General features: G+C 68.2%; 25 protein-coding genes. 8 read left to right on the forward strand and 17 right to left on the reverse strand.

Features of this window, described 5'->3' with window-relative positions; all coding sequences use genetic code 11:
* Positions 1-97: 97 nt before the first annotated feature.
* Both ACFQ4E_RS13805 and ACFQ4E_RS13810 read right to left on the reverse strand, forming a co-directional pair.
* A complete protein-coding gene (locus tag ACFQ4E_RS13805; RefSeq protein ID WP_386804521.1) occupies positions 98-1,300 on the reverse strand; it encodes an aminopeptidase P family protein in 1,203 nt (400 codons plus the stop codon).
* A 196-nt stretch (positions 1,301-1,496) separates the two neighbouring features.
* Positions 1,497-1,790 carry a YggT family protein gene (locus ACFQ4E_RS13810; RefSeq protein WP_386804522.1) on the reverse strand — a complete coding sequence of 98 codons (294 nt, stop codon included), beginning with the start codon at positions 1,788-1,790 and terminating at the stop codon, positions 1,497-1,499.
* Positions 1,791-1,986: 196 nt separating this feature from the next.
* Here ACFQ4E_RS13810 and ACFQ4E_RS13815 point away from each other — a divergent pair, with 196 nt between their 5' ends.
* The 6 genes from ACFQ4E_RS13815 (at position 1,987) to arfB (ending at position 7,176) form a co-directional block, all read left to right on the forward strand.
* Positions 1,987-2,520 carry an acyl-CoA thioesterase gene (locus ACFQ4E_RS13815; protein WP_386804524.1) on the forward strand — a complete coding sequence of 178 codons (534 nt, stop codon included), beginning with the start codon at positions 1,987-1,989 and terminating at the stop codon, positions 2,518-2,520.
* A 127-nt stretch (positions 2,521-2,647) separates the two neighbouring features.
* Positions 2,648-3,985 carry an MFS transporter gene (locus ACFQ4E_RS13820; RefSeq protein ID WP_386804526.1) on the forward strand — a complete coding sequence of 446 codons (1,338 nt, stop codon included), beginning with the start codon at positions 2,648-2,650 and terminating at the stop codon, positions 3,983-3,985.
* Positions 3,982-4,902, forward strand: coding sequence for a penicillin-insensitive murein endopeptidase (mepA, locus tag ACFQ4E_RS13825; protein ID WP_386804528.1), 921 nt, complete (start codon positions 3,982-3,984; stop codon positions 4,900-4,902). Before ACFQ4E_RS13820 ends, mepA begins: the two co-directional genes overlap by 4 nt.
* Positions 4,875-5,750, forward strand: a complete 876-nt coding sequence (locus ACFQ4E_RS13830) for an esterase-like activity of phytase family protein (RefSeq protein WP_386804530.1) — start codon at positions 4,875-4,877, stop codon at positions 5,748-5,750. The genes mepA and ACFQ4E_RS13830 overlap by 28 nt, the downstream gene beginning before the upstream one ends.
* Before the next feature lie 95 nt (positions 5,751-5,845).
* Entirely contained in the window at positions 5,846-6,475 is a 630-nt protein-coding gene (locus ACFQ4E_RS13835) for a queuosine precursor transporter (RefSeq protein ID WP_386804532.1), read from the forward strand.
* Positions 6,476-6,759: 284 nt separating this feature from the next.
* Positions 6,760-7,176 (forward strand): alternative ribosome rescue aminoacyl-tRNA hydrolase ArfB, encoded by a 417-nt coding sequence (gene arfB, locus ACFQ4E_RS13840; protein WP_386804534.1) that lies wholly within the window; start codon positions 6,760-6,762, stop codon positions 7,174-7,176.
* A gap of 6 nt (positions 7,177-7,182) precedes the next feature.
* Here the strand turns inward: arfB and ACFQ4E_RS13845 are convergent, their stop codons facing one another.
* The 12 genes from ACFQ4E_RS13845 to argH all read right to left on the reverse strand — a co-directional run bounded on the left by ACFQ4E_RS13845 (position 7,183) and on the right by argH (position 19,271).
* A complete protein-coding gene (locus ACFQ4E_RS13845) occupies positions 7,183-8,055 on the reverse strand; it encodes an amidohydrolase family protein (protein WP_386804536.1) in 873 nt (290 codons plus the stop codon).
* A gap of 16 nt (positions 8,056-8,071) precedes the next feature.
* On the reverse strand, positions 8,072-8,542 hold the full coding sequence (locus ACFQ4E_RS13850; protein ID WP_386804538.1) for a MarR family winged helix-turn-helix transcriptional regulator: 471 nt from the start codon (positions 8,540-8,542) through the stop codon (positions 8,072-8,074).
* On the reverse strand, positions 8,539-9,306 hold the full coding sequence (locus ACFQ4E_RS13855; RefSeq protein ID WP_386804540.1) for a crotonase/enoyl-CoA hydratase family protein: 768 nt from the start codon (positions 9,304-9,306) through the stop codon (positions 8,539-8,541). Before ACFQ4E_RS13855 ends, ACFQ4E_RS13850 begins: the two co-directional genes overlap by 4 nt.
* Before the next feature lie 10 nt (positions 9,307-9,316).
* Positions 9,317-10,081: an SDR family NAD(P)-dependent oxidoreductase gene (locus ACFQ4E_RS13860; RefSeq protein WP_386804542.1), complete on the reverse strand. Its 765-nt coding sequence runs from the start codon at positions 10,079-10,081 to the stop codon at positions 9,317-9,319.
* Between the two features lie 73 nt (positions 10,082-10,154).
* Positions 10,155-11,468, reverse strand: coding sequence for a TRAP transporter large permease (locus ACFQ4E_RS13865; RefSeq protein ID WP_386804544.1), 1,314 nt, complete (start codon positions 11,466-11,468; stop codon positions 10,155-10,157).
* A complete protein-coding gene (locus ACFQ4E_RS13870) occupies positions 11,465-12,049 on the reverse strand; it encodes a TRAP transporter small permease (RefSeq protein ID WP_386804546.1) in 585 nt (194 codons plus the stop codon). The genes ACFQ4E_RS13865 and ACFQ4E_RS13870 overlap by 4 nt, the downstream gene beginning before the upstream one ends.
* 62 nt (positions 12,050-12,111) lie before the next feature.
* The gene (locus ACFQ4E_RS13875; RefSeq protein WP_386804548.1) at positions 12,112-13,146 is read right to left on the reverse strand and encodes a TRAP transporter substrate-binding protein; all 1,035 of its coding nucleotides are present in this window, start codon (positions 13,144-13,146) and stop codon (positions 12,112-12,114) included.
* 183 nt (positions 13,147-13,329) lie between these two features.
* Positions 13,330-15,891: a TIGR02302 family protein gene (locus ACFQ4E_RS13880; protein WP_386804549.1), complete on the reverse strand. Its 2,562-nt coding sequence runs from the start codon at positions 15,889-15,891 to the stop codon at positions 13,330-13,332.
* 51 nt (positions 15,892-15,942) lie between these two features.
* Positions 15,943-17,208, reverse strand: coding sequence for a diaminopimelate decarboxylase (gene lysA, locus ACFQ4E_RS13885; protein ID WP_386804551.1), 1,266 nt, complete (start codon positions 17,206-17,208; stop codon positions 15,943-15,945).
* A 187-nt stretch (positions 17,209-17,395) separates the two neighbouring features.
* Positions 17,396-17,719: a DUF2834 domain-containing protein gene (locus tag ACFQ4E_RS13890; protein WP_386804553.1), complete on the reverse strand. Its 324-nt coding sequence runs from the start codon at positions 17,717-17,719 to the stop codon at positions 17,396-17,398.
* Positions 17,716-17,901: a hypothetical protein gene (locus ACFQ4E_RS13895; protein ID WP_386804555.1), complete on the reverse strand. Its 186-nt coding sequence runs from the start codon at positions 17,899-17,901 to the stop codon at positions 17,716-17,718. The genes ACFQ4E_RS13890 and ACFQ4E_RS13895 overlap by 4 nt, the downstream gene beginning before the upstream one ends.
* Entirely contained in the window at positions 17,880-19,271 is a 1,392-nt protein-coding gene (argH, locus tag ACFQ4E_RS13900; protein WP_386804557.1) for an argininosuccinate lyase, read from the reverse strand. The genes ACFQ4E_RS13895 and argH overlap by 22 nt, the downstream gene beginning before the upstream one ends.
* 21 nt (positions 19,272-19,292) lie before the next feature.
* Between argH and ACFQ4E_RS13905 the strand changes: the two genes are divergently transcribed.
* Positions 19,293-19,865, forward strand: a complete 573-nt coding sequence (locus ACFQ4E_RS13905; RefSeq protein WP_386804559.1) for a TlpA disulfide reductase family protein — start codon at positions 19,293-19,295, stop codon at positions 19,863-19,865.
* 62 nt (positions 19,866-19,927) lie between these two features.
* Positions 19,928-20,728: a pyrroline-5-carboxylate reductase family protein gene (locus ACFQ4E_RS13910; protein WP_386804561.1), complete on the forward strand. Its 801-nt coding sequence runs from the start codon at positions 19,928-19,930 to the stop codon at positions 20,726-20,728.
* Positions 20,729-20,736: 8 nt separating this feature from the next.
* Here the strand turns inward: ACFQ4E_RS13910 and ACFQ4E_RS13915 are convergent, their stop codons facing one another.
* Genes ACFQ4E_RS13915 through hisC form a run of 3 tightly spaced genes read right to left on the reverse strand, consistent with a single transcriptional unit; the run spans position 20,737 to position 23,638 of the window.
* Positions 20,737-21,633, reverse strand: a complete 897-nt coding sequence (locus ACFQ4E_RS13915; RefSeq protein ID WP_386804562.1) for an extensin family protein — start codon at positions 21,631-21,633, stop codon at positions 20,737-20,739.
* On the reverse strand, positions 21,630-22,556 hold the full coding sequence (locus tag ACFQ4E_RS13920; RefSeq protein WP_386804564.1) for a prephenate/arogenate dehydrogenase family protein: 927 nt from the start codon (positions 22,554-22,556) through the stop codon (positions 21,630-21,632). Before ACFQ4E_RS13920 ends, ACFQ4E_RS13915 begins: the two co-directional genes overlap by 4 nt.
* On the reverse strand, positions 22,553-23,638 hold the full coding sequence (hisC, locus tag ACFQ4E_RS13925; RefSeq protein WP_386804566.1) for a histidinol-phosphate transaminase: 1,086 nt from the start codon (positions 23,636-23,638) through the stop codon (positions 22,553-22,555). The genes ACFQ4E_RS13920 and hisC overlap by 4 nt, the downstream gene beginning before the upstream one ends.
* Between the last annotated feature and the right edge of the window lie 33 nt (positions 23,639-23,671).

Consider the following 23,671-nt stretch of genomic DNA (forward strand, 5'->3'; position numbering starts at 1 on the left):
GGAAACCCACAACCCCGGATTTGCCATTCTGCCGATTGCAGGCCGCGCCCGGCAAGGAGCCGCCACCGATGCAGGCACCGCATCGGTGGCGGCGCGTTCAGATCACGTTATGCGCCGGGCCGTAGGGGAAACCGGTGATGTTCTCGTTCCCGTCCTCGGTGATGATGAGGATATCGTGCTCCCGGTATCCGCCCGCGCCCGGCTGGCCCTCGGCCAGGGTCAGCATCGGCTCCATCGAGATCACCATGCCGGGCTCCAGCACCGTGTCGATATCCTCGCGCAGCTCCAGCCCGGCCTCGCGCCCGTAGTAATGCGAGAGCACGCCGAAACTGTGCCCGTAGCCAAAGGTCCGGTATTGCAGGAGATCGCGCTCCTCGAGGAAGGCATTGACCCCGGCGGTGACCTCGGCACAGGAGACGCCCGGCTTCAGGAGCGACATCCCGTATTCATGCGTCGCCACATTGGCCTCCCAGATCGCGAGGCTCGCGGGATCCACCTCGCCCACGAAGAGCGTCCGTTCCAAAGCGGTGTAATAGCCCGAGATCATCGGAAAGGTGTTCAGGCTCAGGATATCGCCGCGCTCCAGCTTGCGCGCCGTCACCGGGTTGTGGGCGCCGTCGGTGTTGATCCCCGACTGGAACCAGACCCAGGTGTCGCGATACTCGGCCTCGGGGAAGGCGCGGGCGATCTCGGCCTCCATCGCGTCGCGCCCGGCCATGGCCACGTCGATCTCGCGCGTGCCCTCGCAGATGGCGTCGCGAATGGCGTAGCCGCCGACATCGGCGATCCGCGCGCCCTCGCGGATGAGCGCGATCTCCGCGGCGCTCTTGTGCATGCGCTGGCGCATGGTGCGGACGTGGATCGCGACCGAGCGCGACGGCGCGAGGAACGCGTCGAGCTTGGCCTTGCCGTCGAGCGTCAGGTGATCGCCCTCGTAGCCGATGGCCCGCCCCTCGCCCGCCACGCTCGCCGCCGCGCGCCAGAAATTGTCGCGCTCCCAGTCGGTATAGGTGAGATTGTCGCCGTGGCAGCGCCGCCACGGCTGACCGGCATCGATCCCGGCCGAGAGCGTCACGCTGTCGGTCGCGGTCACCACCAGCCCATAGGGACGGCCGAAGCTGCAATAGAGAAAGCCCGAATAATAGGCGATCGAATGCATCGAGGTCAGGAGACAGGCGTCGAGCCCCTCCTCGTCGAGGATGCGGCGCAGCCCGGCGAGGCGGGCCTCGTATTCCGCGGCCTCGAACGGCAGCGCGGCCTTTTCGCCATTGTGGAAACGGTAGGTCTGGGGACGGCTCATGGAGCACCTCCTGAAAACGCCACGGGCGGGGCCTCCCCTCGCACGATGGCAAAGACAGGTCCCGGCGTTCAGGACGGGGATCGGATTGCGGCGGTCGTCACTCGCCCGGGGCGACGCCATCGCCCCTCTCCGCGCATGAAATACTGCCGCTCCGGCCGGTCAGGCAAGAGCTTTCATCGCGTCCCCGAGCGACGGCTCAGTAGCTGTAGAAGAAGCCCGCATTGTTCGCGAGGATGATGCGGATCGCATAGAGCGCGATCAGCGCCACCAGCGGCGCGAGGTCGAGCCCGCCCATCGGCGGCAGGATGCGGCGAATGCGCGAATAGACCGGCTCGAGGATGCGGTTCAGGCCGTCCCAGATCTGCGCGACCAGCGGCTGGCGCAGGTTCAGCACCTGGAACTGGATCAGCCAGGACATGATCACATGGGCGAGGATGAAGAACCACGCCACGTCCAGAAGCAGCATGAGGATCTGGTAGAGCGATTGCATCGGGCGCGGGTCCTTCCTGTTGTTCGGGCCTGTTGATCGGGCCCGCTCTTTGAGCGTGTCCTGCGGGCCTCCACGGGGCGCTCAAGACCTAAGCGCCTGTGCGCGCAAGAACAAGAGTGCCGCGAGGTCCCGCCTTGACCTTGGGTCGCCCCGGGCGGAGGGAAGGGCCAACGCCCCCAGCCCCGAGGTCCGCCCGATGTATCCCCTGATCCGCTTCGCCAAGGAACTGGTGAAATTCCGCAACGCGCCGCTTCAGCCCTTCGACACGCATGTCTCCCAGCATCTCTGCTGGCCGGTCGACATCGACCCTTGGCGCGAGCTGAACAACGGGCGCACGCTGACGATCTATGACCTGGGGCGCATTCCGCTGGCGCAACGCACCGGTCTCGTGGACATCCTGCGCCGTCGTCGCTGGGGCCTGACCGTGGCCGGGTCGTCGCTGCGCTACCGCCGCCGGGTGCGGATGTTCGACCGGATCGAGATGCGCTCGCGCCTGGTCGGCTGGGACAACCGCTTCGTCTATATCGAGCAGAGCATGTGGAAGCGCGACGGCGAATGCGCCAGCCACGCACTGTTCCGGACCGCCGTCACCGACGCCTCCGGCATCGTGGACCCCTCCGAGGTCGCCCGCGAGCTGGGTCTCGACCCGGTCTCGCCGCCCCTGCCCGACTGGATCACCGCCTGGATCGACGCCGAGACCGCCCGCAGCTGGCCCCCCTCGCGGGACTGACCGCCTCCGCCCGCCCGAGACATTCGCGCCAGCCCGACGCCTCTCCGCCCCTGCCCCACGGCTTGCCGCTTGCGCCCGTCGCGCCCGCGCGGTTTGATCGCGCTCGGACAGGCAAGGGGCATCCGGCATGAGTGTGAGCGCGCGCAAGCGAATCTGGGGCTGGTTCTTCTTCGACTGGGCCAGCCAGCCCTACAACACGCTCCTTCTGACCTTCATCTTCGCGCCCTACGTCAAGGAGCTCCTGGGCGACGGCACCGCCGCGCAGACCGCCTGGGCCACCGGCATCGCCATCGCCGGGGTGATCATCGCGATCCTCGCGCCGGTCCTCGGCGCCATCGCCGATACCGGCGGCAGCCGGATCCGCTGGATCTGGGTGTTCTCGGCGCTCTACGTGATCGGCGCCGCGATGCTCTGGGGCGCCGCGCCGGGCGATTTCGACCTCGTGCGGACGCTCTTCTTCTTCGCCATCGGCCTCATCGGCATGGAGTTCGCGACGATTTTCACCAATGCCATGCTCCCAGATCTCGGCCCGCGCGACGAGATCGGACGCATCTCCGGCAACGGCTGGGCCTTCGGCTATGTCGGCGGCCTGATCGCGCTGGTGATCATGCTGGTCTTCTTCGCCGAAAGCGCCGCGACGGGCCGGACCTTCGTCGGGCTCTCGCCGCTCTTCGGGCTCGACCCCGAGATGCGCGAAGGCACCCGCATGGTCGGACCGCTGACCGCGATCTGGTACGCGGTCTTCATGGTGCCGTTCTTCCTCTGGGTCCGCGATCCCCGCGCCACCAAGGCGCCGAAAGGCGCGGTCAAGCGCGCGCTCGGCGATCTGGCCCTGACGCTCAAAGGCCTGCCCGGTCGCAAGTCGCTCTTCGCCTATCTCGCCTCGTCGATGTTCTACCGCGACGCGCTGAACGGCATGTATTCCTTCGGAGGCATCTACGCGGCGGGCGTGCTCGGCTGGACCGTGGTCGATGTCGGCACCTTCGGCATCCTCGCCATCGTTGCGGGCGCGCTCTTCGCCTGGCTCGGCGGCAAGGCCGACAGCCGGTTCGGCCCGAAACCGGTCATCGCCGCGGCGATCCTGGTGCTGACCGGCGTCGCGATCGGCATCGTGCTCGTCAGCCGCGACAGCGTTTTCGGCATCCCCGTCGCCGAAGGCTCCAGCCTGCCCGACATCGCCTTCTATCTCCTCGGGGCCCTGATCGGCGCGGCCGGAGGCATCCTGCAATCGGCCAGCCGGACGATGATGGTCCGCCAGGCAGATGCCGCGCGCATGACCGAGGCCTTCGGGCTTTACGCGCTGGCCGGAAAAGCCACCTCGTTCCTTGCGCCTGCGCTCATCGCGCTGGCAACCTGGGCCAGCGGGAGCCAACAAGTCGGCGTGTCCCCCCTCATTCTCCTTTTCGTTCTCGGGCTGTGTCTGCTAGTCTGGGTTAAACCCGACGGAGATCGAGCAGAGCCATGACACGACCATTTTTCGCGCTTCTTCTGGCGCTGGGTCTCGCCGCCTGCGGCGACGACGCGCCTGCCCCGAAAGCCACGCCCACACCGGCGGCCCAGACCCTGTCGCCGGTGATCTCGTCGAAGAGCGCCAAGCAGGCCTTCGGCGCCGAACGCACCGGATCGAACCAGGCGCCCGCGCCCTACGGATCCTATTCGCGCGGCTGCGCCGCCGGGAACGTGCAACTGGCCGAAACCGGGCCGACCTGGCAGGCGATGCGGCTTTCCCGCAACCGCAACTGGGGCCAGCCCGAGACCATCGACTTCATCGAGGACCTGTCGCGCTTCGCCGCCACCCAGCCCGGCTGGAACGGCCTCTATATCGGCGATATCAGCCAGCCGCGCGGCGGGCCGATGCTGACCGGCCATGCGAGCCACCAGGTCGGGCTCGACGCCGATGTCTGGCTGCGCCCCACCGACCGCATGAACCTCTCGGTCACCGAGCGCGAGAACATCTCGTCGACCTCCATGCAGCGCGCCAAGGGCGCCTATACCAACTCCGGCTGGACCCGCGCGCATCACGAGATCCTCAAGCGCGCGGCCTCGGACCCGCGGGTGGCGCGGATCTTCATCTTCCCCGGCGCCAAGGTGCAGATGTGCAAGGACGCGACCGGCGACCGGTCTTGGCTGCGCAAGATCCGTCCGTGGTACGGGCATCACTACCATTTCCACGTCCGTCTCTCCTGCCCGAAAGGCGCCAGCGGCTGCGTCAACCAGGATCCGCCGCCCGCGGGCGACGGCTGCGCCGATGCGCAGGCCTGGGTGAACAACATCCTGAACCCGCCGCCGCCCAACCCGAACGCGCCGAAACCCAAGCCCAAGCGTGAACTGACGCTCGGAGATCTGCCGGCCCAATGCGCCTCGGTCCTCTCCGCGCTCTGAGGGCGGCCCTCCTTCTCGGCCTCGCCGCGTGCATCGCCGGTCCAACGCAGGGGCCGGCGGTCTTTCTGTCGGCGGTCACGCTTGAAACCGACGACACCCGGGTCGGCGGTCTCTCGGGGCTTGTCCTGTCGCCCGACGGCACCGGCTTCACGGCGCTCTCGGATCGCGGGCTCCTGGTGCGCGGCACGCTCGAGCGTCGCAGGGGACGGCTCACCGGCGTGAGCCTCACCGAGGTCGCGCCGCTCGCTCTCACCCGCCGCGACCGCCCCATCAAGCAGCCCGACGCCGAGGGGCTGGCCGCCGCGCCCGACGGCACGCTCTACCTGACGCTCGAAGGCGCGGTGCCGATGCTCTGGGTGCTGCCGCCGGACGGCCCACCCCATCCCGAGCGGCTCTTCGAGGGCGCGCGGGCGCTCCAGACCAATTCCGGCCTCGAGGCGCTGGCCCGTGGACCCGACGGCGCGCTCTACACGCTGCCGGAACGCTCCGGCGAGCTGACCCGCCCCTTCCCCGTCTGGCGGCTGACGCCCGGCCGGTGGGAGCAGGTCTTCGAGATCCCCCGCTCCGAAGGCTTCCTGCCCGTCGGCGCCGATATCGGGCCGGACGGGCGCTTCTATCTCCTGGAGCGCGCCTTCGACGGGATCGGCTTCCGCAGCCGCGTCCGCCGCTTCGCCACCGACGGCTCCGGCGAGGAGACGCTGCTGACGACCCGCCTGCGCCGTCACGACAACCTCGAAGGCATCGCGGTCTGGCGCGATGCCGACGGCGCGATGCGGCTGACCATGGTGTCGGACGACAATTTCAAAGCCTTTCAGCGCACCGAGTTCGTCGAGTACCGGCTCGACTGAGCTCTTGCGCAACCGCGCGGGCTGGGCTATCCGCCGCCCGTTCCGGCGCCTGGCCGGGACCAAGTCCCCGCAACCTTGCAAAAACGGGAGCATCCATGACCCGCGCCCATCTTCCCGGCATCCTTGCCATGGCGGCCATCGTCGTCGCCTCGAACATTCTCGTGCAGTTCCTCTTCGGCCAATGGCTGACCTGGGGCGCCTTCACCTATCCGCTGGCCTTCCTGGTCACCGACGTGATGAACCGCGTCTACGGCGCGCCCGCCGCCCGCAAGGTGGTGATCGCAGGCTTCGTGACCGGCGTGATCTGCTCGCTCATCGGCACCCAGATCGTGGGCGAGTTCGGCCCGCTCGTCACGCTCCGGATCGCCCTCGGCTCCGGCCTCGCCTTCCTGACCGCGCAGCTTCTCGACGTGGCGATCTTCGACCGCCTGCGTCAGGGCCGCTGGTGGCGCGCGCCGCTCGTCTCGACGCTGGTCGGCAGCTCGGTCGATACCGCGATCTTCTTCACCGTCGCCTTCTCCGGCGCGCTCTCGTTCATCGAGCCCGCCAATGACGTCAGCTGGGCCGGCGAGGCGCTTCCGCTCCTCGGTGTCGGCCCCGTCGTGCCGCTCTGGGTGTCGCTCGCCGTGGCCGACTGGCTGGTGAAACTGAGCCTCGCGTTGATCGCTCTTGTCCCGTTCCGGATGATCGTTTCCTGGGCAGGAACACAACGATCCCTCGCCTGAGCGAAAAAAACATTTTGCGGATCGACCGGGTCGTGCCACCATCATGTTGTGTTCAACAACTGAAAGGAGGTGATCCAGTGTCGAGAGAAGCATTGGAGAGAGGTGTCGGAACAGTCCGGAGGACCCGCCCCTAGGGCAGCCCCTATTGGGCGGATGATCGTCCGGATTGGTGTGCGCCTAACCGGCCCCACCTCCTGAATTCTCGAAAGGGCCGCGCGGTGATCCGGGCGGCCCTTTTTGATGCGCCCTCGCCGCGCGCCGCGCGCTGCGCTATGTGAGACGCCATGCTGAGGATCACCGACCGCATCCAGATCGAGGACTGGGAGATCACCGAACAGTTCATCCGGTCCTCGGGACCGGGCGGGCAGAACGTGAACAAGGTCTCGACCGCCGTCGAGCTGCGCTTCGAGGCCGAGCGCTCGCCGAACCTGCCGCCGCCGGTGAAGTCGCGTCTCAAGCGGCTTGCCGGACGGCGCTGGACCAAGGAGGGCGCGGTCGTCATCCAGGTCGACGAGACCCGCTCGCAGGCCCGCAACCGCGAGATCGCCCGCGACCGGCTGGCCGAGCTGGTTCAGAAGGCGACCGAGAAGCCCAAGCGCCGGATTCCCACGAAACCGACGCTCGGCTCCAAGCGCAGGCGGCTCGAGGCCAAGAAGCAGCGCGGCGAGATCAAGGCGCTGCGCGGCAAGGTCGATCCCTGAGCCCGCTCAGATCAGCCCCAGAAGCCGCGCCGCGTTGTTCTTGAGGATGTCCTCGCGCAGCTCGTCGCGGATCGCGATCTTCTCGAAATCGTTGAGCCAGCGCTCCGGCGTGATCATCGGCCAGTCCGACCCGAAGAGCACTTTCTTCTTCAGGATCGAGTTGCAGTAGCGCACGAGGATCTCCGGGAAGTACTTGGGCGACCAGCCCGAGAGATCGATATAGACGTTGGGCTTGTGCTGCGCGACGGCCAGCGCCTCTTCCTGCCAGGGGAAAGAGGGGTGCGCGGCGATGATCTTGAGATCGGGGAAATCCACCGCGACATCGTCGAGATACATCGGGTTCGAGAACTTGAGCCGCATCCCGTTGCCGCCCGGCATGCCCGATCCGACACCGGTCTGCCCGGTGTGGAAGAGCGCCACGCACCCGGCCTCTTCCAGCACCTCGTAAAGCGGGTAGCAGAACCGTTCGTTCGGGTAGAAACCCTGGAACGTCGGATGGAACTTGAACCCCTTGATCCCGTATTCGGCGATCAGCCGCTTGGCCTCGCGCACGCCCATCTTGCCCTTGTGCGGATCGATCGAGGCGAAGGGGATCAGGATGTCCGAGTTCTGCGCGACCTGCTCGGCCACCTCGTCGTTCGAGTAGCGCCGATAGCCGGTCTCGCGCTCGGCATCGACGGGAAAGATCACCGCCGCGATGTTCTGCTCGCGGAAATGCGCCGCGGTCTCGGGGATCGTCGGCGGATGGTCCCAGGGCGCGCCGAAATACTTGGCCATGGTCGATTGCAGATCGTCGTAGCCATCGTCCGCATGGCACCCGCACGGCTCTTCCGCATGGGTGTGGATGTCGATGGCGCGCACCTTGCTCACGTCGATCATGGACTGTCTCTCCCGTCTATCCTTCCGACGCCGCCGCCCGCACCTTGGCGAGCATCTCGATCAGCGTCCGTCGTTCCGTTTCATCGAGCGGCGACATCAGCCGCTCCTCATGCTCTTCGACCGCGTCATGGGCCTGGCGCACCAGCGCCTCGCCCTCGGCGGTCGTCTTCAGCACATAGACCCGCCGGTCGCTCTCGAGCCGCTCGCGCAGGATCAGCCCGCGCCCTTCCAGCTCTTCGAGGATCGCAACGAGGTTCGGCTTCTCCACCGCCAGCACGCTCGCCAGCCGGGATTGCCGGATGCCCGGCGCGCCGCTGATCGTCGCGAGCGTTGAAAAGGTGATCATCCTGAGCCCGAGCGGTTTCAGGACCTGCGCGACATCGGACAGGAAAAGCCGGGTGGTGCGCCGCAGGTGGTAGCCCGCATAGCGCGCCAGCGGCGCGTCGAGCGCCGCCTGCTTCCGGCTCTTTCCGCTGGCCTCGCTCACCGGAAGCTCGGCGCCCGTTTCTCGAGGAAGGCCGCAAGACCCTCCTGCGCATCCGGGCTGGTCTGGGTCAGCGCCGCGCAGAGGCTCTCGGTGAAAAGCCCGTCCTGCTTCGACATGTCCTCGATCCGGCTGAGGGCCTGGATCATCACGTAATTCGACAGCTGGGCGTTCCGGGCGATCTTGCCTGCAAGCTCCATCGCCAGGTCGAACGCCTCGCCCTCGCCGACGGAGTAATGCGCAAGCCCGAGCGCCAGCCCCTCGTCGGCGCTGTATTTGCGCCCGGTGAGCATCATCTCGATCATCCGGTCGGCGCCGAGGATGCGGCCCACCCGCACGCTGGCGCCGCCACCCACGAAGATGCCGCGCCGCCCCTCGGGCAGCTGGAAGATCGTCGACGGCTCGGCGATGCGCACATGCGTCGCCGCGGCCAGCTCCAGGCCCCCGCCGATCACCGCGCCGAACATCGCCGACACCACCGGCAGGCCGCCGAACTGCACCCGCTCCATGACCTCGTGCCAGCCGCGCGAATGGCGCATCGTGCCCTCGGCGTCGCGCGCGGTGTGCTCGGCCAGATCGAGCCCCGAGCAGTAATGCCCCGCCGTCCCGGTCAGCACGACCACCTTCACGCCCTCCGGCGGCGCGCGGAAGAACCCGTCGATCTCGTTGAGAAGCGCGTCGCACATCGCGTTGCGCTTGTCGGGGCGGTTCATGGTCAGGACCGCGATGGGGGCCTCGACCTCGATTTTCAGCATCGTCTCGCTCATCTCTGTCCCTTTACTTGATCGGCAGCCGCGTCGCGCCGTCGAGCCGGATGACCTCGCCATTGAGGTACGGGTTCTCGACGATCTGCCGGACCAGCAGCCCGTATTCCTCGGGCAGGCCGAGCCGTGCCGGAAACGGGATGTTCTTGGTGATCTCCGCGACGGTCTCGGGCGGCAGCCCTTCCATCATCGGCGTGTTGAAAAGCCCCGGCGCGATGGCGTTGACCCGGACCCCGGCACGCGCGAATTCGCGCGCCGCCGGCAGGGTCATCGCGGCGATCGCACCCTTCGAGGCCGAATAGGCCGATTGCCCGATCTGGCCGTCCTGATAGGCGACCGAGGCGGTGTTGACGACGACGCCGCGCTCTCCGGTCTCAAGAGGCTCCAGCGCCATCATCGCCTTCGCGGCGTGGCTCATCACGTGATAGGTGCCCGCGAGGTTCACCCGGATCGTGCGGTCGAAGAGATCGAAGCTCAGCTGGCCCTCGCGCCCGACGATCCGCGCCGCAAGCCCGATGCCCGCGCAATTGACCGCGATCCGGAGCTCCGCGCCCAAGGCGTCCTGAGCCTCCGCGACCGCCGCGCCGACCGCGTCGGCATCGCCCACATCCGCGGCGACGGCGATGCCGCCGATCTCGGCTGCGACCGCCTCGGCGGCCTCGCGGTTGTAATCCAGAACCGCGACCCTCGCGCCCGCTGCCGCAAGACCCCGCGCCGTTGCCGCGCCCAGTCCGCTGCCGCCACCCGAGACCAGCGCCCCGCATCCCTCGATCTTCATGCCATCCGCCTTTGCTTCGTCTTCCGTCTGTCGTCATGGGGCCGGGCGACACCGCCCGGCCAAAGCCTTTGTGTCAGTCGATCAGGAACAGGGTGATCGCCGGGAACAGCACCAAAAGGATCACCCGGAGAATGTCCGAGGTGACGAACCACATCACCGCCTTGTAGGTCTCGACCATCGGGGTCTGCCGATCCATCGAGTTGATGATGAAGAGGTTCATCCCCACCGGTGGCGTGATCAGACCGACCTCCACCACGATCAGCACCAGGATTCCGAACCAGATCGCCATGTGCTCGGCCGACATCCCGAAATCCAGAACCGAGATCACCGGGAAGAAGATCGGGATCGTCAGGAGGATCATCGACAGCGAATCCATCAGGCAGCCGAAGGCGAGGTAGAACACCAGGACCATCGCCAGCACCGTCCACGGGCTGAAGCCCTGGCTGACCACCCAGTTCGAGAGCTCCTGCGGCACCTGGCTCAGCGCCAGGAACGAGTTGTAGAGCCCCGCGCCCAGCACGATGAAGAAGATCATCGCGGTCGAGGTCGCCGTCGCGATGATGCTCTCCTTGAAGATCTGCCAGTTGAGATTGCCCGACAGCAGCGCCGCGATGCCGGTACCGGCCGCGCCGACGGCCGCGCCCTCGGTCGGGGTGAACCAGCCCAGGTAGATGCCGCCCACGACCAGCATGAAGACCAGGAGCACCGGCCAGACATCGAGAAGCGCGCGGATGCGCTCGCCATAGGGCATGGGCTCGCGCGTGCCGGCGCTGTCGGGGTTGAGGCGCACGTAGATCGAGATGGTGATCATGTAGCCGACCGCCGCCAGGACCCCCGGCACGAAGGCCGCGAGGAAGAGCTTGGCGATGTTCTGCTCGGTCAGGATCGCGTAGATCACCAGGATCACCGAGGGCGGGATCAGGATGCCGAGCGTTCCGCCCGCCGCGAGCGTCGCGGTCGAGAACCCGCCCGAATATCCGTAGCGGCGCAGCTCCGGCAGGGCGACCCGGCTCATCGTGGCCGCGGTCGCGAGCGACGATCCGCAGATCGCGCCGAAGCCCGCGCAGGCTCCGACCGCCGCCATCGCCACACCGCCCCTGCGGTGGCCAAGCCAGCTTTCCGCCGCCTTGAAGAGCGACGAGGACATGCCCGACAAGGTCGCGAATTGCCCCATCAGGAGGAACATCGGGATGATCGTCAGCGAATAGCTCGAGAACGTCGTGTAGGTCTCGGATTTCAGCTTCGACATGAACATGTTCGGCGTGCCGATCACCATCCACAGACCGCCGATCCCGCACAGGAGCATGGCGAGCCCGATGGGCGCGCGCAGGAAGATCATCAGCAGAAGGACGGGAAAGGACAGGTAGCCCAGCTCGAGATTGGTCAATGTACCGCTCCTTCGCCCGCAGGCATCAGCCGCTTGCCGGTCACGATCTCGATCCAGCGCGCCGCGGCGCAGTAGATCGCGACCAGCGACGCGATCACCGCCGCGAAGAGGCTCGCCGCGTAGCCCCACCAGACCGGGTATTGCAGCAGGAACGAGGTCTCGCCGTAGCGCATCTTGTCCTGCATGCCCTCGAAGAGCCGCCAGGTGATCAGCACGATCACCGCCGCCAGGACCACCTCCCAGAAGGCGATGATGACGCGGTTCGCGCGGGGCGACAGGAACGAGGTGAAGACGTCCACCGTCGCATGCGCGCCGTAATACTGGCAGGCCGGAAGGAAGGAGAAGATCGCGAAGGCGACGCCGGTCTCGACCAGCTCGAAATCGCCCGTGACCGGACCGACACCGGTGCCCAGAAGCGCGGCCGCCAGTCCCGGCGCGAGCCCTTCGAGGAACCCCGAATGTCCCAGCGTATTCAGACCCCGCCCGAGGACGCTGACACAGGTCAGCACCACGAGCGCCGTCAGGATGAGCCCGCCGAGGATCGCCATCGCTCGTGCGAGAAGTTCCACCAGCCGTTGCATCGGCTCTCCCCCCATGTTCGTGACGCCGGGGCGCGGTCATCCGCACCCCGGCAAGCGCCGGATCAGTTCTCGGCGAACTGGTCGATCAGCTCGAGAGCGCGGGCGCGCAGAGCGGCACCGTCCATGCCGGCCCCGGTCATCTCCTCGACCCAGGCGTCGCTGGTGGGCGCCGCGGCCTCGCGCCACTCGGCGACCTGCTCTTCGGTCAGCGTGGTCACGGTGTTGCCGAGTTCGAGCGCCTTGGCGCGCTCGGGCGCGTCGTCGGCCTGCATCTGCGCCCCGGCATTGCCCGAGAACTCGAGACCGGAATTGTTGTCGATCACCTTCTTCAGATCGTCCGGCAGCGCCTCGTAGCGGTCCTTGTTCATCGCCAGGACGAAGGTTGCGACATAGAGCGCGGGCAGCCCGAACTCGAGATGGTTGGTCACCAGCTCCGGCACCTTCAGCGCGCCGGTCACCTCCCACGGGATCACCGTGGCGTCGATCACGCCCTTCGACAGCCCCTCGGGCACCGCCGGAACCGGCATGCCGATCGGGGTCGCGCCGAGACGCTCGAACATCCCGTTGGTCACGCGGGTCGGGGCGCGCAGCTTGACGCCGTTCAGGTCGGAGACCGAAACGATCGGGTTCTTCGAGTGGATCAGGCCCGGGCCATGCACCCAGAGCCCCAGAACCTTGATGTCCTTGAAATCCTCATCGAACATCGTCTCTTCGCCCAGCGTCCAGTAGGCGCGGCTCGTCGCGCCGCTGTCGAGCGAGGTGAAGGGCAGCTCGAACACCTCGGTGCGCGGGAAGCGGCCCGGCGTGTAGCCCGGCAGCGTCCAGACGATATCGGCCACGCCGTCGATCACCTGGTCCATCAGCTGCGGCGGCGTGCCGCCAAGCTGCATGGCAGGATAGCGCTCGATCTTGATCCGACCCTCGCTCTCGGCCTCGATCTTGTCGGCCCAGGGATCGAGGATCTTGGCCGGCACGTTCGCCTGCGCGGGCAGGAACTGGTGCAGCCGGAGCGTCACCTCCTGCGCCAAGGCCGCGCTCGCGCCGAGCCCAAAGCCCAGAAGTGCGCCCGCGGCGCCGATCATCGTTCTGCGAAGCATGTGTGTCCTCCCATGTCGCGACCGGTCCCTCGGGACCGTCCTTGCGACAATCATTATACGGTATAATCATTTTTGTCCAGCGCGACCGAACGAGGCCGCCCATCGGCGGAGACTAGAAGCATGTCCCACCGGTGAGAAGCGGGAAGCATTAGATAATCCGGATCGGTTTGGCTCTGATTTCGCTCAGAAACGGTCGAGCAGACGCTCCAGGTACTCAAGCTCGACATCGGGCCGCTCGCCATCTCCGGTGCGGCGGCGAATCTCGTCCAGAAGCTCGCGCGCCCGGCGGTAGACATCCTCGCCCTGGAGCATGCCCTCGTCGGTGCCGATCTGCCCGTTCGAGCCCGTATCGCGCCCGAGCGGATCGCGCTGCTGGCCCGGTTCGGAGCCCTGCGCCTGGCCTTCCTGGCCGGGCTGACCCTGCTGGCCCTGCTCCTCGGCCAGCGCCTCGCCGAGATTGCGCAGACCTTCGCGGAGCGCCTCCATCGCCTCGGACTGGCGATCAATGGCCTCGGGCAGATCGCCCTCGCGCAAGGCCTGTTCGGCCCCCTCCATCGCGTCCTCGGCACCTTCCAAGGCCTCGCGCGCCGCACGACCAGACTCCGAGCCTTGACCCGGCAGGTTCTGGCGCTGGCGGTTCAGTTCCTGCCGGAGCGCGCGCTGACGGTTCTCAAGGCTCTCCTGCATCGACTGACCACCCTGGCCATCCTGACCCTGCTGATCGCCCTGCCCCTGGCCCTGCTGGCCCTGCTGACCCTGCCCCTGCTGGCCCTGCTGTCCCTGCTGCTGCTGGCCCTGCTGTCCGGGATTGAACTGCTCCTGCAGATCGCGGAACGCCTCGTCCGACAGCCCCTGCTGATCGCGCAGCGTCTCGGCCAGGTCGTCCATCGCCTGCTGGCCGGGCGATTGCTGCCCCTGCCCCTGGCCTTGGGTGACCTGCATGTTCTCCATCATCTGACGCAGCTCTTCGAGCGCCTGCTGCGCCTCGGCCATGCGGCCCTGCTCCATCAGCTCCTGGATGCGATCCATCATCGCCTGCAGATCAAGCTGCTGCATCTCCTGCTGCTCGCCCTGCTGGTTCTGGGCCATGCCGTTCTCGTTGCCTTCCTGCTGCTGCTGGCGCGCGAGCTGGCGCAGATACTCGTCCGTCGCCTCCCGCAGCTCCTGCATCAGCTCCGCGATCTCCTGCTCGGAGGCGCCGTTCTTCATCGCCTCGGCCAGCCGGTCCTGCGCCCGCTGCAGCCGCTCCAGCGCGTCCTGCAGATCGCCCTCTTCGAGCACCAGCGCCAGCTCCCACATCGCCTCGGCGATCTCGTCGCGGGTCGCCTCGTCCATGCCGGTCTCGGCCTCGATCCGGCGCAGGACCTCGCGCAGCTGCAGATACTGCCCCGGCTTGCGGAAGACATCGTCCGGCTGGTAGCTGATCGCGCGCAGGATCATCGCCACGTCCCGCGCGTTCTGGCGGTTCCACAGCAGCGACTGTCGCAGCTCGATCACCGCCGCCGCCATCGGATCGAAGAAGCGCCGCCCCGGCAGCACCCGCACCTCGGTCGCGATCTCGCTCTCCTGCCCGGCGGCATCGCTCACCCGCAGATCGACGGTCACCGGCAGGTTGGCCCAGGGATGCTTCGAGAAATTCTCGACCAGTTTCTCGGAAAACTCGGCCCGGCTTCCGGCGATCGGCATCGGCAGGGGCACCTCGATGACCTGCCGCGTCTCCGGCGCGATCACGCGCCCGAAGCGACGATCGACCTCGCCCAACGCCAGCTCGATCCGCGCCACACCGTCGACCACGCCGAAATCGTCCCTGGCGGCGAAGGGCAGCGAGGCCTCGCCCTCGTAGCTGGCCTCCCATTCGCCGTCGAACCCGACCTCGGGCCCGTCATCCGGCATCATCGCCAGGTCCCAGGCGCGCCCGCCCGGCCCGTCGATGGCCAGCCGACCCGACCGCGCGACCTCGAACTCCTGCGCCGTCGCCACATCGCCCTCTTCGGGCAGAGGCCGCCCCGAGACGCTCTCTGTCACGCTCAGCGCGCCCTCGGGGCCGTACATCCGAAGCGTGATCCGCGCGGCCTCGGGCACCTCGATCTCGGGGTCGGAGATATCGTTCAGGTAAACCGCCGGCAGCCGCGTGTAGCCCGGAGGCTCCATCCAGCCCTCCCAGGTCGGCCCCGCCGCGATCTCCGTCCCGCCCGGCCCCATGCCGGTCACCGAAGAGACCCGCATCACCGACCCGAAGAGGATCGCGACCGACAGCGCCAGAAGCGCCACATAGCGGAGCGCGAAGGGATCGGCCGAAGCGACCCGCAGATCGGGCTCCGGCGCCCGCGCGCTTTTCAGCCGCGTCCGCATCCGCGCCTGGTGCGCGCGCCACACGGCCTCGGAGGCCGCGTCGCCGCCGCCGATGGCCTGCGCGTCGAGCGAGGTCATGATCGGCCGCCCGGCCATCGTCGCGTCGAGCCGCATCACCGCCTGCTCGCGGCTCGGCAGCCGGAACCGCACGAGCCCGCGCCAGAGCGCCCAGACCGCCGCCACAACGACGACCACCCCTGCCGCCCAGACCGCTTCGACCGGCACCATGTCCTGAACGCCGAGCATCAGCGCCGCCAGCGCCACGAAGGCGACCGACCAGAGCGGCCAGAACGCGCGCACGACGCGTTCGGCGACCATCCCGGCGCGGGTCAGCGCCAGGGGCCGTCGGATCTCGTGCAGGATCGCAGAGGCGGTGGGGGTCGGTTCCGTCATGCGCTCTCTGGCTGGGCCTCCTTCCGGGTCCCGGCCATGAGACGCATCACCTCACAGCCATTCCGGAACAGTATCGCGCGAAATGATTTCGTCAAAGCTTGGCCGCGCCCGGATGACGGCATGGTGATCGTCTTTCACCAGGACCTCGGGCACAAGCGGACGCGTGTTGTACTCGCTCGACATCACCGCGCCATAGGCCCCCGCCGACCGGAAGGCGACGAGGTCGCCTGCCTTCAATTCGGGCATCTCGCGCGACTTCGCGAAGGTATCGCCCGATTCGCAGACCGGCCCGACGATGTCGTAAACCGTCCGCTCATGCCCCGGCTGCGGCTCGATCACCGGCACGATATCGTGCCAGGCGTCATACATGGCGGGCCGGATCAGGTCGTTCATCGCCGCGTCGAGGATCAGGAACCGGCGCCCCTCGCCCTCCTTCACGTAGATCACCCGCGACAGGAGGATCCCGGCGTTCCCGGCGATAAGCCGCCCCGGCTCGATCTCCACCTCGCAGCCGAGATCGCCCACGGTGCGCTTGATCAGCGCGCCGTATTCGGTCGGAAGCGGCGGCGCCTCGTTCGAGCGTGTATAGGGGATCCCCAAACCCCCGCCGAGATCGAGCCGCCGGATGTCATGCCCGTCGTTGCGCAGGGCGGCGGTCAGATCGGCGACCTTGCGATAGGCCGCCTCGAAGGGCGCCAGATCGGTCAGTTGCGACCCGATATGCACGTCGATCCCGATCACCTCGATCCCCGGCAGCGCCGCGGCCTCGGCATAGACCGCGCGCGCCTTTGCGATCGGGATGCCGAACTTGTTCTCGGACTTGCCCGTCGCGATCTTGGCATGGGTCTTGGCGTCCACGTCGGGATTGACCCGGAGCGTCACCGGCGCGCGCACGCCCATCGACGCCGCGATCCGGCTGATCGCCAGAAGCTCCGGCTCGCTCTCGACATTGAACTGACGGATTCCGCCCTCGAGCGCCGCGCGGATCTCCTCCTCGGTCTTGCCGACGCCGGAAAAGACGATCCGCTCGCCCGGCACACCCGCCGCCCGGGCCCGCGCATATTCGCCGCCCGAGACCACATCCATGCCCGCGCCGAGCGCCGCCAGCGTCTTCAGGATCGCCTGGTTCGAGGCCGCCTTCATCGCGTAGCAGACAAGATGCGGCATGCCCTCGAGCGCCTCGTCGAAGAGCCGGAAATGCCGCGTCAGCGTCGCGGTGGAATAGACATAGGCCGGGGTGCCGACCGAGGCCGCGATGTCCAGAAGCGAGACATCCTCGGCATGCAGCACACCGTCGCGATAGAGAAAATGATCCATGCACACCTCCGCCAGACCGCGCGCGCTCTAGCGCAGATGCGCCGCCGGAGGAACCCCGCCGGAAAAGATTCCCCCACCCGGGGACCGGCGCGCCCCCGCCCCTGCTTCTCTTTTTCCCAAATACCGCCGGGGGTGAATTGGCCGAAGGCCAAGAGGGGGCAGCGCCCCCTATAAACCCCGCCCCGCCTCAGCCCACCGGCTTCGAACGGAAGTAGAGATAGAGCGGCAGCCCGCAGCTCACCCCGATGCAGTAGATCGCCGGGATCGCCAGGAGCGCCTCCCAATTCCGCCGCACCGCGACCTCGGCGAGGATCCAGAGCGTCAGCGTGATCGCCGCGATGGTCAGGTCCCAGACGAGCCCGGTGGTCGAGGCGTTCACGTACCAGGCGTCGATCAGCGCCCCGAGCGACCAGCCGTTCCCCGCCATGTAGCTCAGGAAATACCACATCGGATGCACCGCGCCCCAAAGCGCCAGCGCCAGCCAGAGCGGTCTCAGCCCGTGGGCCGTCACAGCCCGAGCCCCACGCTCAGCGGACCCTTCCTGAGCCCGACCGAAGCGCCGGTCCGGACCCCGTCCGAGCCGACCGACACCGTCGCCCCGTAGGTGGGCCGCACCGGCTCGCCATCGGCGCCGCAGCCCGCCAGCACCGCAAGCGCCAAAAGCGCCGCCATCATCCCAGAAGCTCGGACCATCTCGCCACCTGTTCCTTCACCCGCAGCGGCGCGGTGCCGCCATAGCTCACCCGGCTCGCGACCGAGTTCTCCACGCCGAGCACCCCGAAGACCTCCTCGGTGATGCCCTCATGGACCTCGCGCATCTCCGCGAGCGTCAGCTCCGGCAGGTCGCAGCCCTTGGCCTCGGCCCGCGCCACCAGCGCGCCGGTGACGTGATGCGCTTCACGGAAAGGTAGGCCCAGAACCCGCACCAGCCAGTCCGCCAGGTCGGTCGCGGTCGAAAACCCGCTCGCCGCCGCGCGCTCCAGCGCCGGGCGGTTCGCGGTCATGTCGCGCACCATGCCCTCCATCGCCGCAAGCGCCAGCGCGAGGGTGTCGGCCGCGTCGAAGACCTGTTCCTTGTCCTCCTGCATGTCCTTGGAATAGGCCAAGGGCAGGCCTTTCATCACCATCATCAGCGCCACATTCGCCCCGAAGATGCGCCCCACCTTGGCGCGGATCAGCTCGGCCGCGTCGGGGTTCTTCTTCTGCGGCATGATCGACGACCCGGTCGAGAACCGGTCCGACAGCGTCACGAAGCGGAACTGCGCCGAGGACCAGATCACCAGCTCTTCGGCGAAGCGCGACAGGTGCATCGCCGCGATCGAGGCGACCGACAGGAACTCCAGCGCGAAATCCCGGTCCGACACCGCGTCGAGCGAATTGGCCGAAGGGCGGTCGAAGCCCAGCGCCTGCGCCGTCATCTCCCGGTCGATCGGGAACGAGGTCCCCGCCAGCGCCGCGGCGCCCAAGGGGCATTCGTTCATCCGCTCCCGCGCATCGCGCACCCGGCTGAGGTCGCGGCCGAACATCTCGACATAGGCCATCATGTGATGGCCCCAGGTCACCGGCTGCGCGGTCTGCAGATGCGTGAAGCCCGGCATCACCCACTCGGCCCCGGCCTCGGCCTGCGCCAGGAGCGCGCGCAGAAGCGCCAGGAGCTGCTCTTCGGTCTGGTCCAGCCGCTCGCGGACCCAGAGCCGGAAATCCGTCGCCACCTGGTCGTTGCGGGACCGCGCGGTGTGGAGCCGCCCGGCGGCGGGGCCCACGATCTCCTTCAGCCGCGCCTCCACGTTCATGTGGATGTCCTCGAGCGCGGGCGAAAAGGCGAACTCCCCGGCCTCGATCTCTGACATGACCGTGAGAAGCCCTTCCCGGATCGCCTCCACGTCGCTAGCTTCCACGATGCCCGTGGCGCCGAGCATGGCGGCATGGGCCCTCGAACCGGCAATATCCTGCGAGGCGAGCCGCTTGTCGAACCCGATCGACGCGTTGATCGCCTCCATGATCTCGTCGGGCCCGGCCGAGAAACGGCCGCCCCACATCTGGTTCGAGGTCTTGTCTGACATGGGCATGTCCCCGGAGGAAGAATGAAGAAACTGCTGCTGGCGCTCCTCTATACCGCGACCCTCGGCCTTGCAAATCCGGCGCTCGCGGGCGTCACCGAGGCCGAGGCCCTGCGCGCGGGCGACATGAAGAAGCTGAACTTCCATTCCGAGCCGAAAGACGCGGGCAGCGCGGGCTTCACCGATTTCGATGGCGCCGAGCTGTCGCTCGCCGAGTATGAAGGCAAATGGGTGCTCCTGAACTTCTGGGCGACCTGGTGCGCCCCCTGCCGCAAGGAGATGCCGCAGCTCGCCGAGTTGCAGGAGCGCCTTGGCGGCGACGATTTCGAGGTGCTGACCATCGCCACCGGCCGCAACCCGCCCCCGGCGATGAAGAGCTTCTTCGACGAGATCGGCGTCACCAACCTGCCGCTCCACCGCGATCCGAACTCGGCGCTGGCCCGCGAGATGGCGGTGCTGGGCCTGCCCGTCACGGTGATCCTGAACCCCGAGGGACAGGAGGTCGCCCGGCTTCAGGGCGATGCCGACTGGGCGTCCGAAGATGCCCTGGCGGTGCTCGACGCGCTGATGGAGACGGCTCCGGCGGACGGCAGCTGATCCTCGCCAAACCTGCGCCAGCTCCCTAGGGTCTTCTCAGGACCGGACGGGGGATAGGCATCATGGCGCTCGACAGCACCACCATCGGGATCGTCGGCGGCGCGGGCGCGCTCGGCAGCGCCATCGCGACCGCGCTCCTGAGCGCAGGCCACCCGCAAGCGCGCCTGATCGTCTCGGCCCGCTCCGGGCAGGCCCCTGCGCTCGCCGGTTGGCCCGGTGTCGCGGTCACCGCCGACAATGCCGAACTCGCCGCCCGCGCAGAGGTGATCCTGCTCTCGGTTCCGCCTGCCGCGATCCCTGACCTTAGCCTCGACGCCAGCGGCAAACTGGTGATTTCGGTCGTCGCGGGCCTGACGCTCGACCGCCTCGCCCGGATCACCCGCGCCCGCGCCACGATCCGCGCGATGTCGAGCCCCGCCGCCGCGCGCGGCCTTGCCTTCTCGCCGCTCGTTCCCGGCCCGTCCGCGACCGACATCGACCTTGCGCTGGCCGAGGCACTCTTCGCACCCTGCGGCCTCACTGCGCGACTGACGGACGAAGCGCAGATCGACCTCTTCACCGCCATGACCGGCCCGGTGCCGGGCTTTGTCGCGTTCTGGGCCGAATGTCTGTCAGGCTGGGCCGTGGCGCGGGGCATCCCCGAAGACGTGGCGCTTGCCGCCACCCGCCAGCTCTTCCTCTCCGCGGGCACGATTCTCTCCGAAGACCGGTCAAGCCCCGCCCAACAGGTCCAGGCGATGATCGACTATGCCGGAACCACCGCCGCCGGGATGGAGGTTCTCCGCGCGTCCGGAACCGCCAGGGACGTGGAGGCCGCGCTCGACGCCGCGACCGAGAAAGGCCGCACCATCGTGCCCGACTGACGCGGCGCTCAGCGCCCGCAATAGCTGCCCGAGCGGTAGCGGGCTGTGTCGAAATGAAAGTGATCCTGATGGTATCGGTCCGAATCGGGACCGAGCGTCGTGCCGAAGATCCCGCAAGCCGCCTTGTACATCCTCTGCAGGATCGGCCCCTGGTTCTGGGTCCGGTAGCCCCCCAGAACCGTCAGCATCGTCCCGTCCCTGAGCCGGATCGCCGAGATATCGACGGCGCGGCCCTTGCCGTGCTCCGAGATCTTCGCACCCGGCTGGTTGTTGCGCGTCCGGCAGGCGTAATGCGCGGCGATCCTGATCTGGCTGACCCCGCCGCCAGCATTGCCGACCGCGGGCTTCACCGCGCGTGCGACCCACTGGTTGAGCGCGCGGGCGGTCGTGCAGTCGATCAGCGCCTCCTGGCTGAGCGGAACGCCCGCGACCGAGCGCACCTTGACCGCATCCTGGATCCCGCAGGCCGAGAGCCGCCCCGGCACGTAGCCCACCGCCTCGCCCTGGATATCCGGGTCGCCGCAGATCGCGCCGCGCATCGTTTCGCGCCGCTTGGCCATCACCTTCTGCACCAGCGCCTCGCTGCGCTTCGTCGGGCGCAGGGTCAGGCGGACCGCCTGGGGCGTGGCATCGGCGAAGGCGCGGATATCGACATCGAAGCCTGGAAAGCTCTCGAGCGGCTCGTCCCGCGGCACCGGCTCGAGCCGCTGCATCCGCGCGACGATCTTGGCCGCGAGCGCCGCCTCGAAGATCTCCGGGCGCATCTCCGGCCGCCGCTCTCCGAGCCGCGAGCCGAGCGTCACATCGACCACGGCCGGGGTCGTATCGGGCCGCGCCACCGGGCGCAGGCTGGCCTCGGCCGGCCAGGCCGCAAGCAAGGCGAGAAGGAGGCCGAGCCGCCTCACCGCTCCACCTTGGCGCGGCCGAAATCCGGGGCGTCGATATCCTGACCCGCCTCGAGAATGCCCCGCCGGATCGCGCGCGTGCGGGTGAAATAGTCGAACAGCATGTCGCCATCGCCGGTGCGGATCGCCCGCTGGAGCGCGAACAGCTCCTCGGTGAACCGCCCGAGAATTTCGAGCGTCGCTTCCTTGTTGTTCAGGAAGACATCGCGCCACATCGTCGGATCGGAGGCGGCGATCCGGGTGAAATCCCGGAAGCCCGCGGCGGAATACTTGATGACCTCGCTGTCGGTCACGCGCCTGAGATCGTCGGCCACGCCCACCATCGTGTAGGCGATCAGGTGCGGCGTGTGCGATGTCACCGCGAGGACGAGATCGTGATGCTCCGCATCCATCTCCTCAACCCGCGCCCCGAGCCGCTCCCAGAAGGTCCGAAGCCGCGCGACGGCCTCGGGATCGGTGCCCTCGACCGGCACCAGCAGGGTGAACCGGTTGTCGAAGAGCGTCGAGAAGCCCGATTCCGGCCCCGAATGCTCGGTCCCGGCCAGCGGGTGACCGGCGATGAAATGCACCGTCTCGGGCAGGTGCGGCCCGACCTCGGTGATCACCGTGCGCTTGACCGAGCCCACGTCGGTGACCGTCGCGCCCGGCTTCAGATGCGGCGCGATCTCGGCCGCGACCGCGCCCATCGCGCCGACCGGCACCGCCAGCACGACGAGATCGGCGTCCGCCACCGCCTCGGCGATGCTGTCGCAGACCGTGTGGCAAAGCCCGATCCGCCGTGCGGTGTCGCGCGTGGCCTCGGAGCGGGCGTAGCCGCTGACGTGACCCGCGACACCTCCACGCTTCATCGCCCAGAACATCGACGAGGCAATCAGCCCCAGGCCGATCAGCGCGACCCGTTCGTAGACCGGCCCGTCGCTCATCGCTCGCCCGCCTTGAACCGCCCGATCACATGCGCCACCCGGCGGCAGGAGGGCTCGTCCCCGACGGTGATCCGCAGAGCGGCGGGCAGGTTGTAGCCCGCGACACGCCGCACGATCAGCCCCTCGGACTGCAGGAACGCGTCGCAGGCGGCGGCTTCCTCGGGCGAGCCGAAGCGCGCCAGCACGAAATTCGCGGTCGAGGCGTCCGACGGCACGCCATGCTCGGCCAGCGCCTCGGCCAGCCAGTTCCGCAGACGCGTGTTCTCGGACCGGCAGCGCTCGACATAGGCCGTGTCGCGGATCGCCGCCTCGGCCGCGGCCAGGGCCACGGTCGACAGGTTGAACGGCCCCCGGATGCGGTTCAGCACGTCGATGATCTCTTGCGAGCCGTAGCCCCAGCCGACCCGCATGCCGCCCAGCCCGTAGAGCTTCGAGAAGGTGCGGGTCATCACCACGTTGGACCGCGACCCCGCCAGAGCCGCGCCGCCATCATAGCCCTCGACATACTCGGCATAGGCGCCGTCGAGCACCAGAATCGCCTGCGGCGGCAGCCCCTCGGCCAGACGCTCGATCTCGGCGAGGCCGATCATCGTGCCGGTCGGGTTGTTGGGATTGGCGAGAAAGACCAGCTTCGTCTTCGGACCCGCCGCCGCGAGGATCGCATCGACATCGGTCACGCGCTCCTGCTCGGGCACCTCGACCGGGGTCGCCCCCGCCGCCAGCGCCGAGATGCGATACATCGCGAAGCCGTGCTCTGTGTGGATCACCTCGTCGCCGGGACCGGCATAGGCCTGACAGAGGAAATGGATGATCTCGTCCGATCCCACGCCGCAGATGATCTGCCGGGCGTCGAGCCCGTGAACCTCGGCGATGGCGGCGCGCAGCTCGGCATGATCGGTGGAGGGATAACGATGCATCTCGCGCGCGGCGCGGCGCACGGCTTCCTGCGCGGCCTCCGAGGGACCGAAGGGGTTCTCGTTCGAGCTGAGCTTGATCACGTTCGACACGCCCTCGACCGAGGCCTTGCCGCCCTGGTAAAGCGCGATCTCCATGATGCCCGGCTGCGGCGCGATCTGGTTCATTGTCTCCGTCCTTCTCCCCGCGCTCCCCTTTAG

Source organism: Litorisediminicola beolgyonensis (assembly GCF_042679605.1).
GTDB classification, from domain to species: domain Bacteria; phylum Pseudomonadota; class Alphaproteobacteria; order Rhodobacterales; family Rhodobacteraceae; genus Litorisediminicola; species Litorisediminicola beolgyonensis.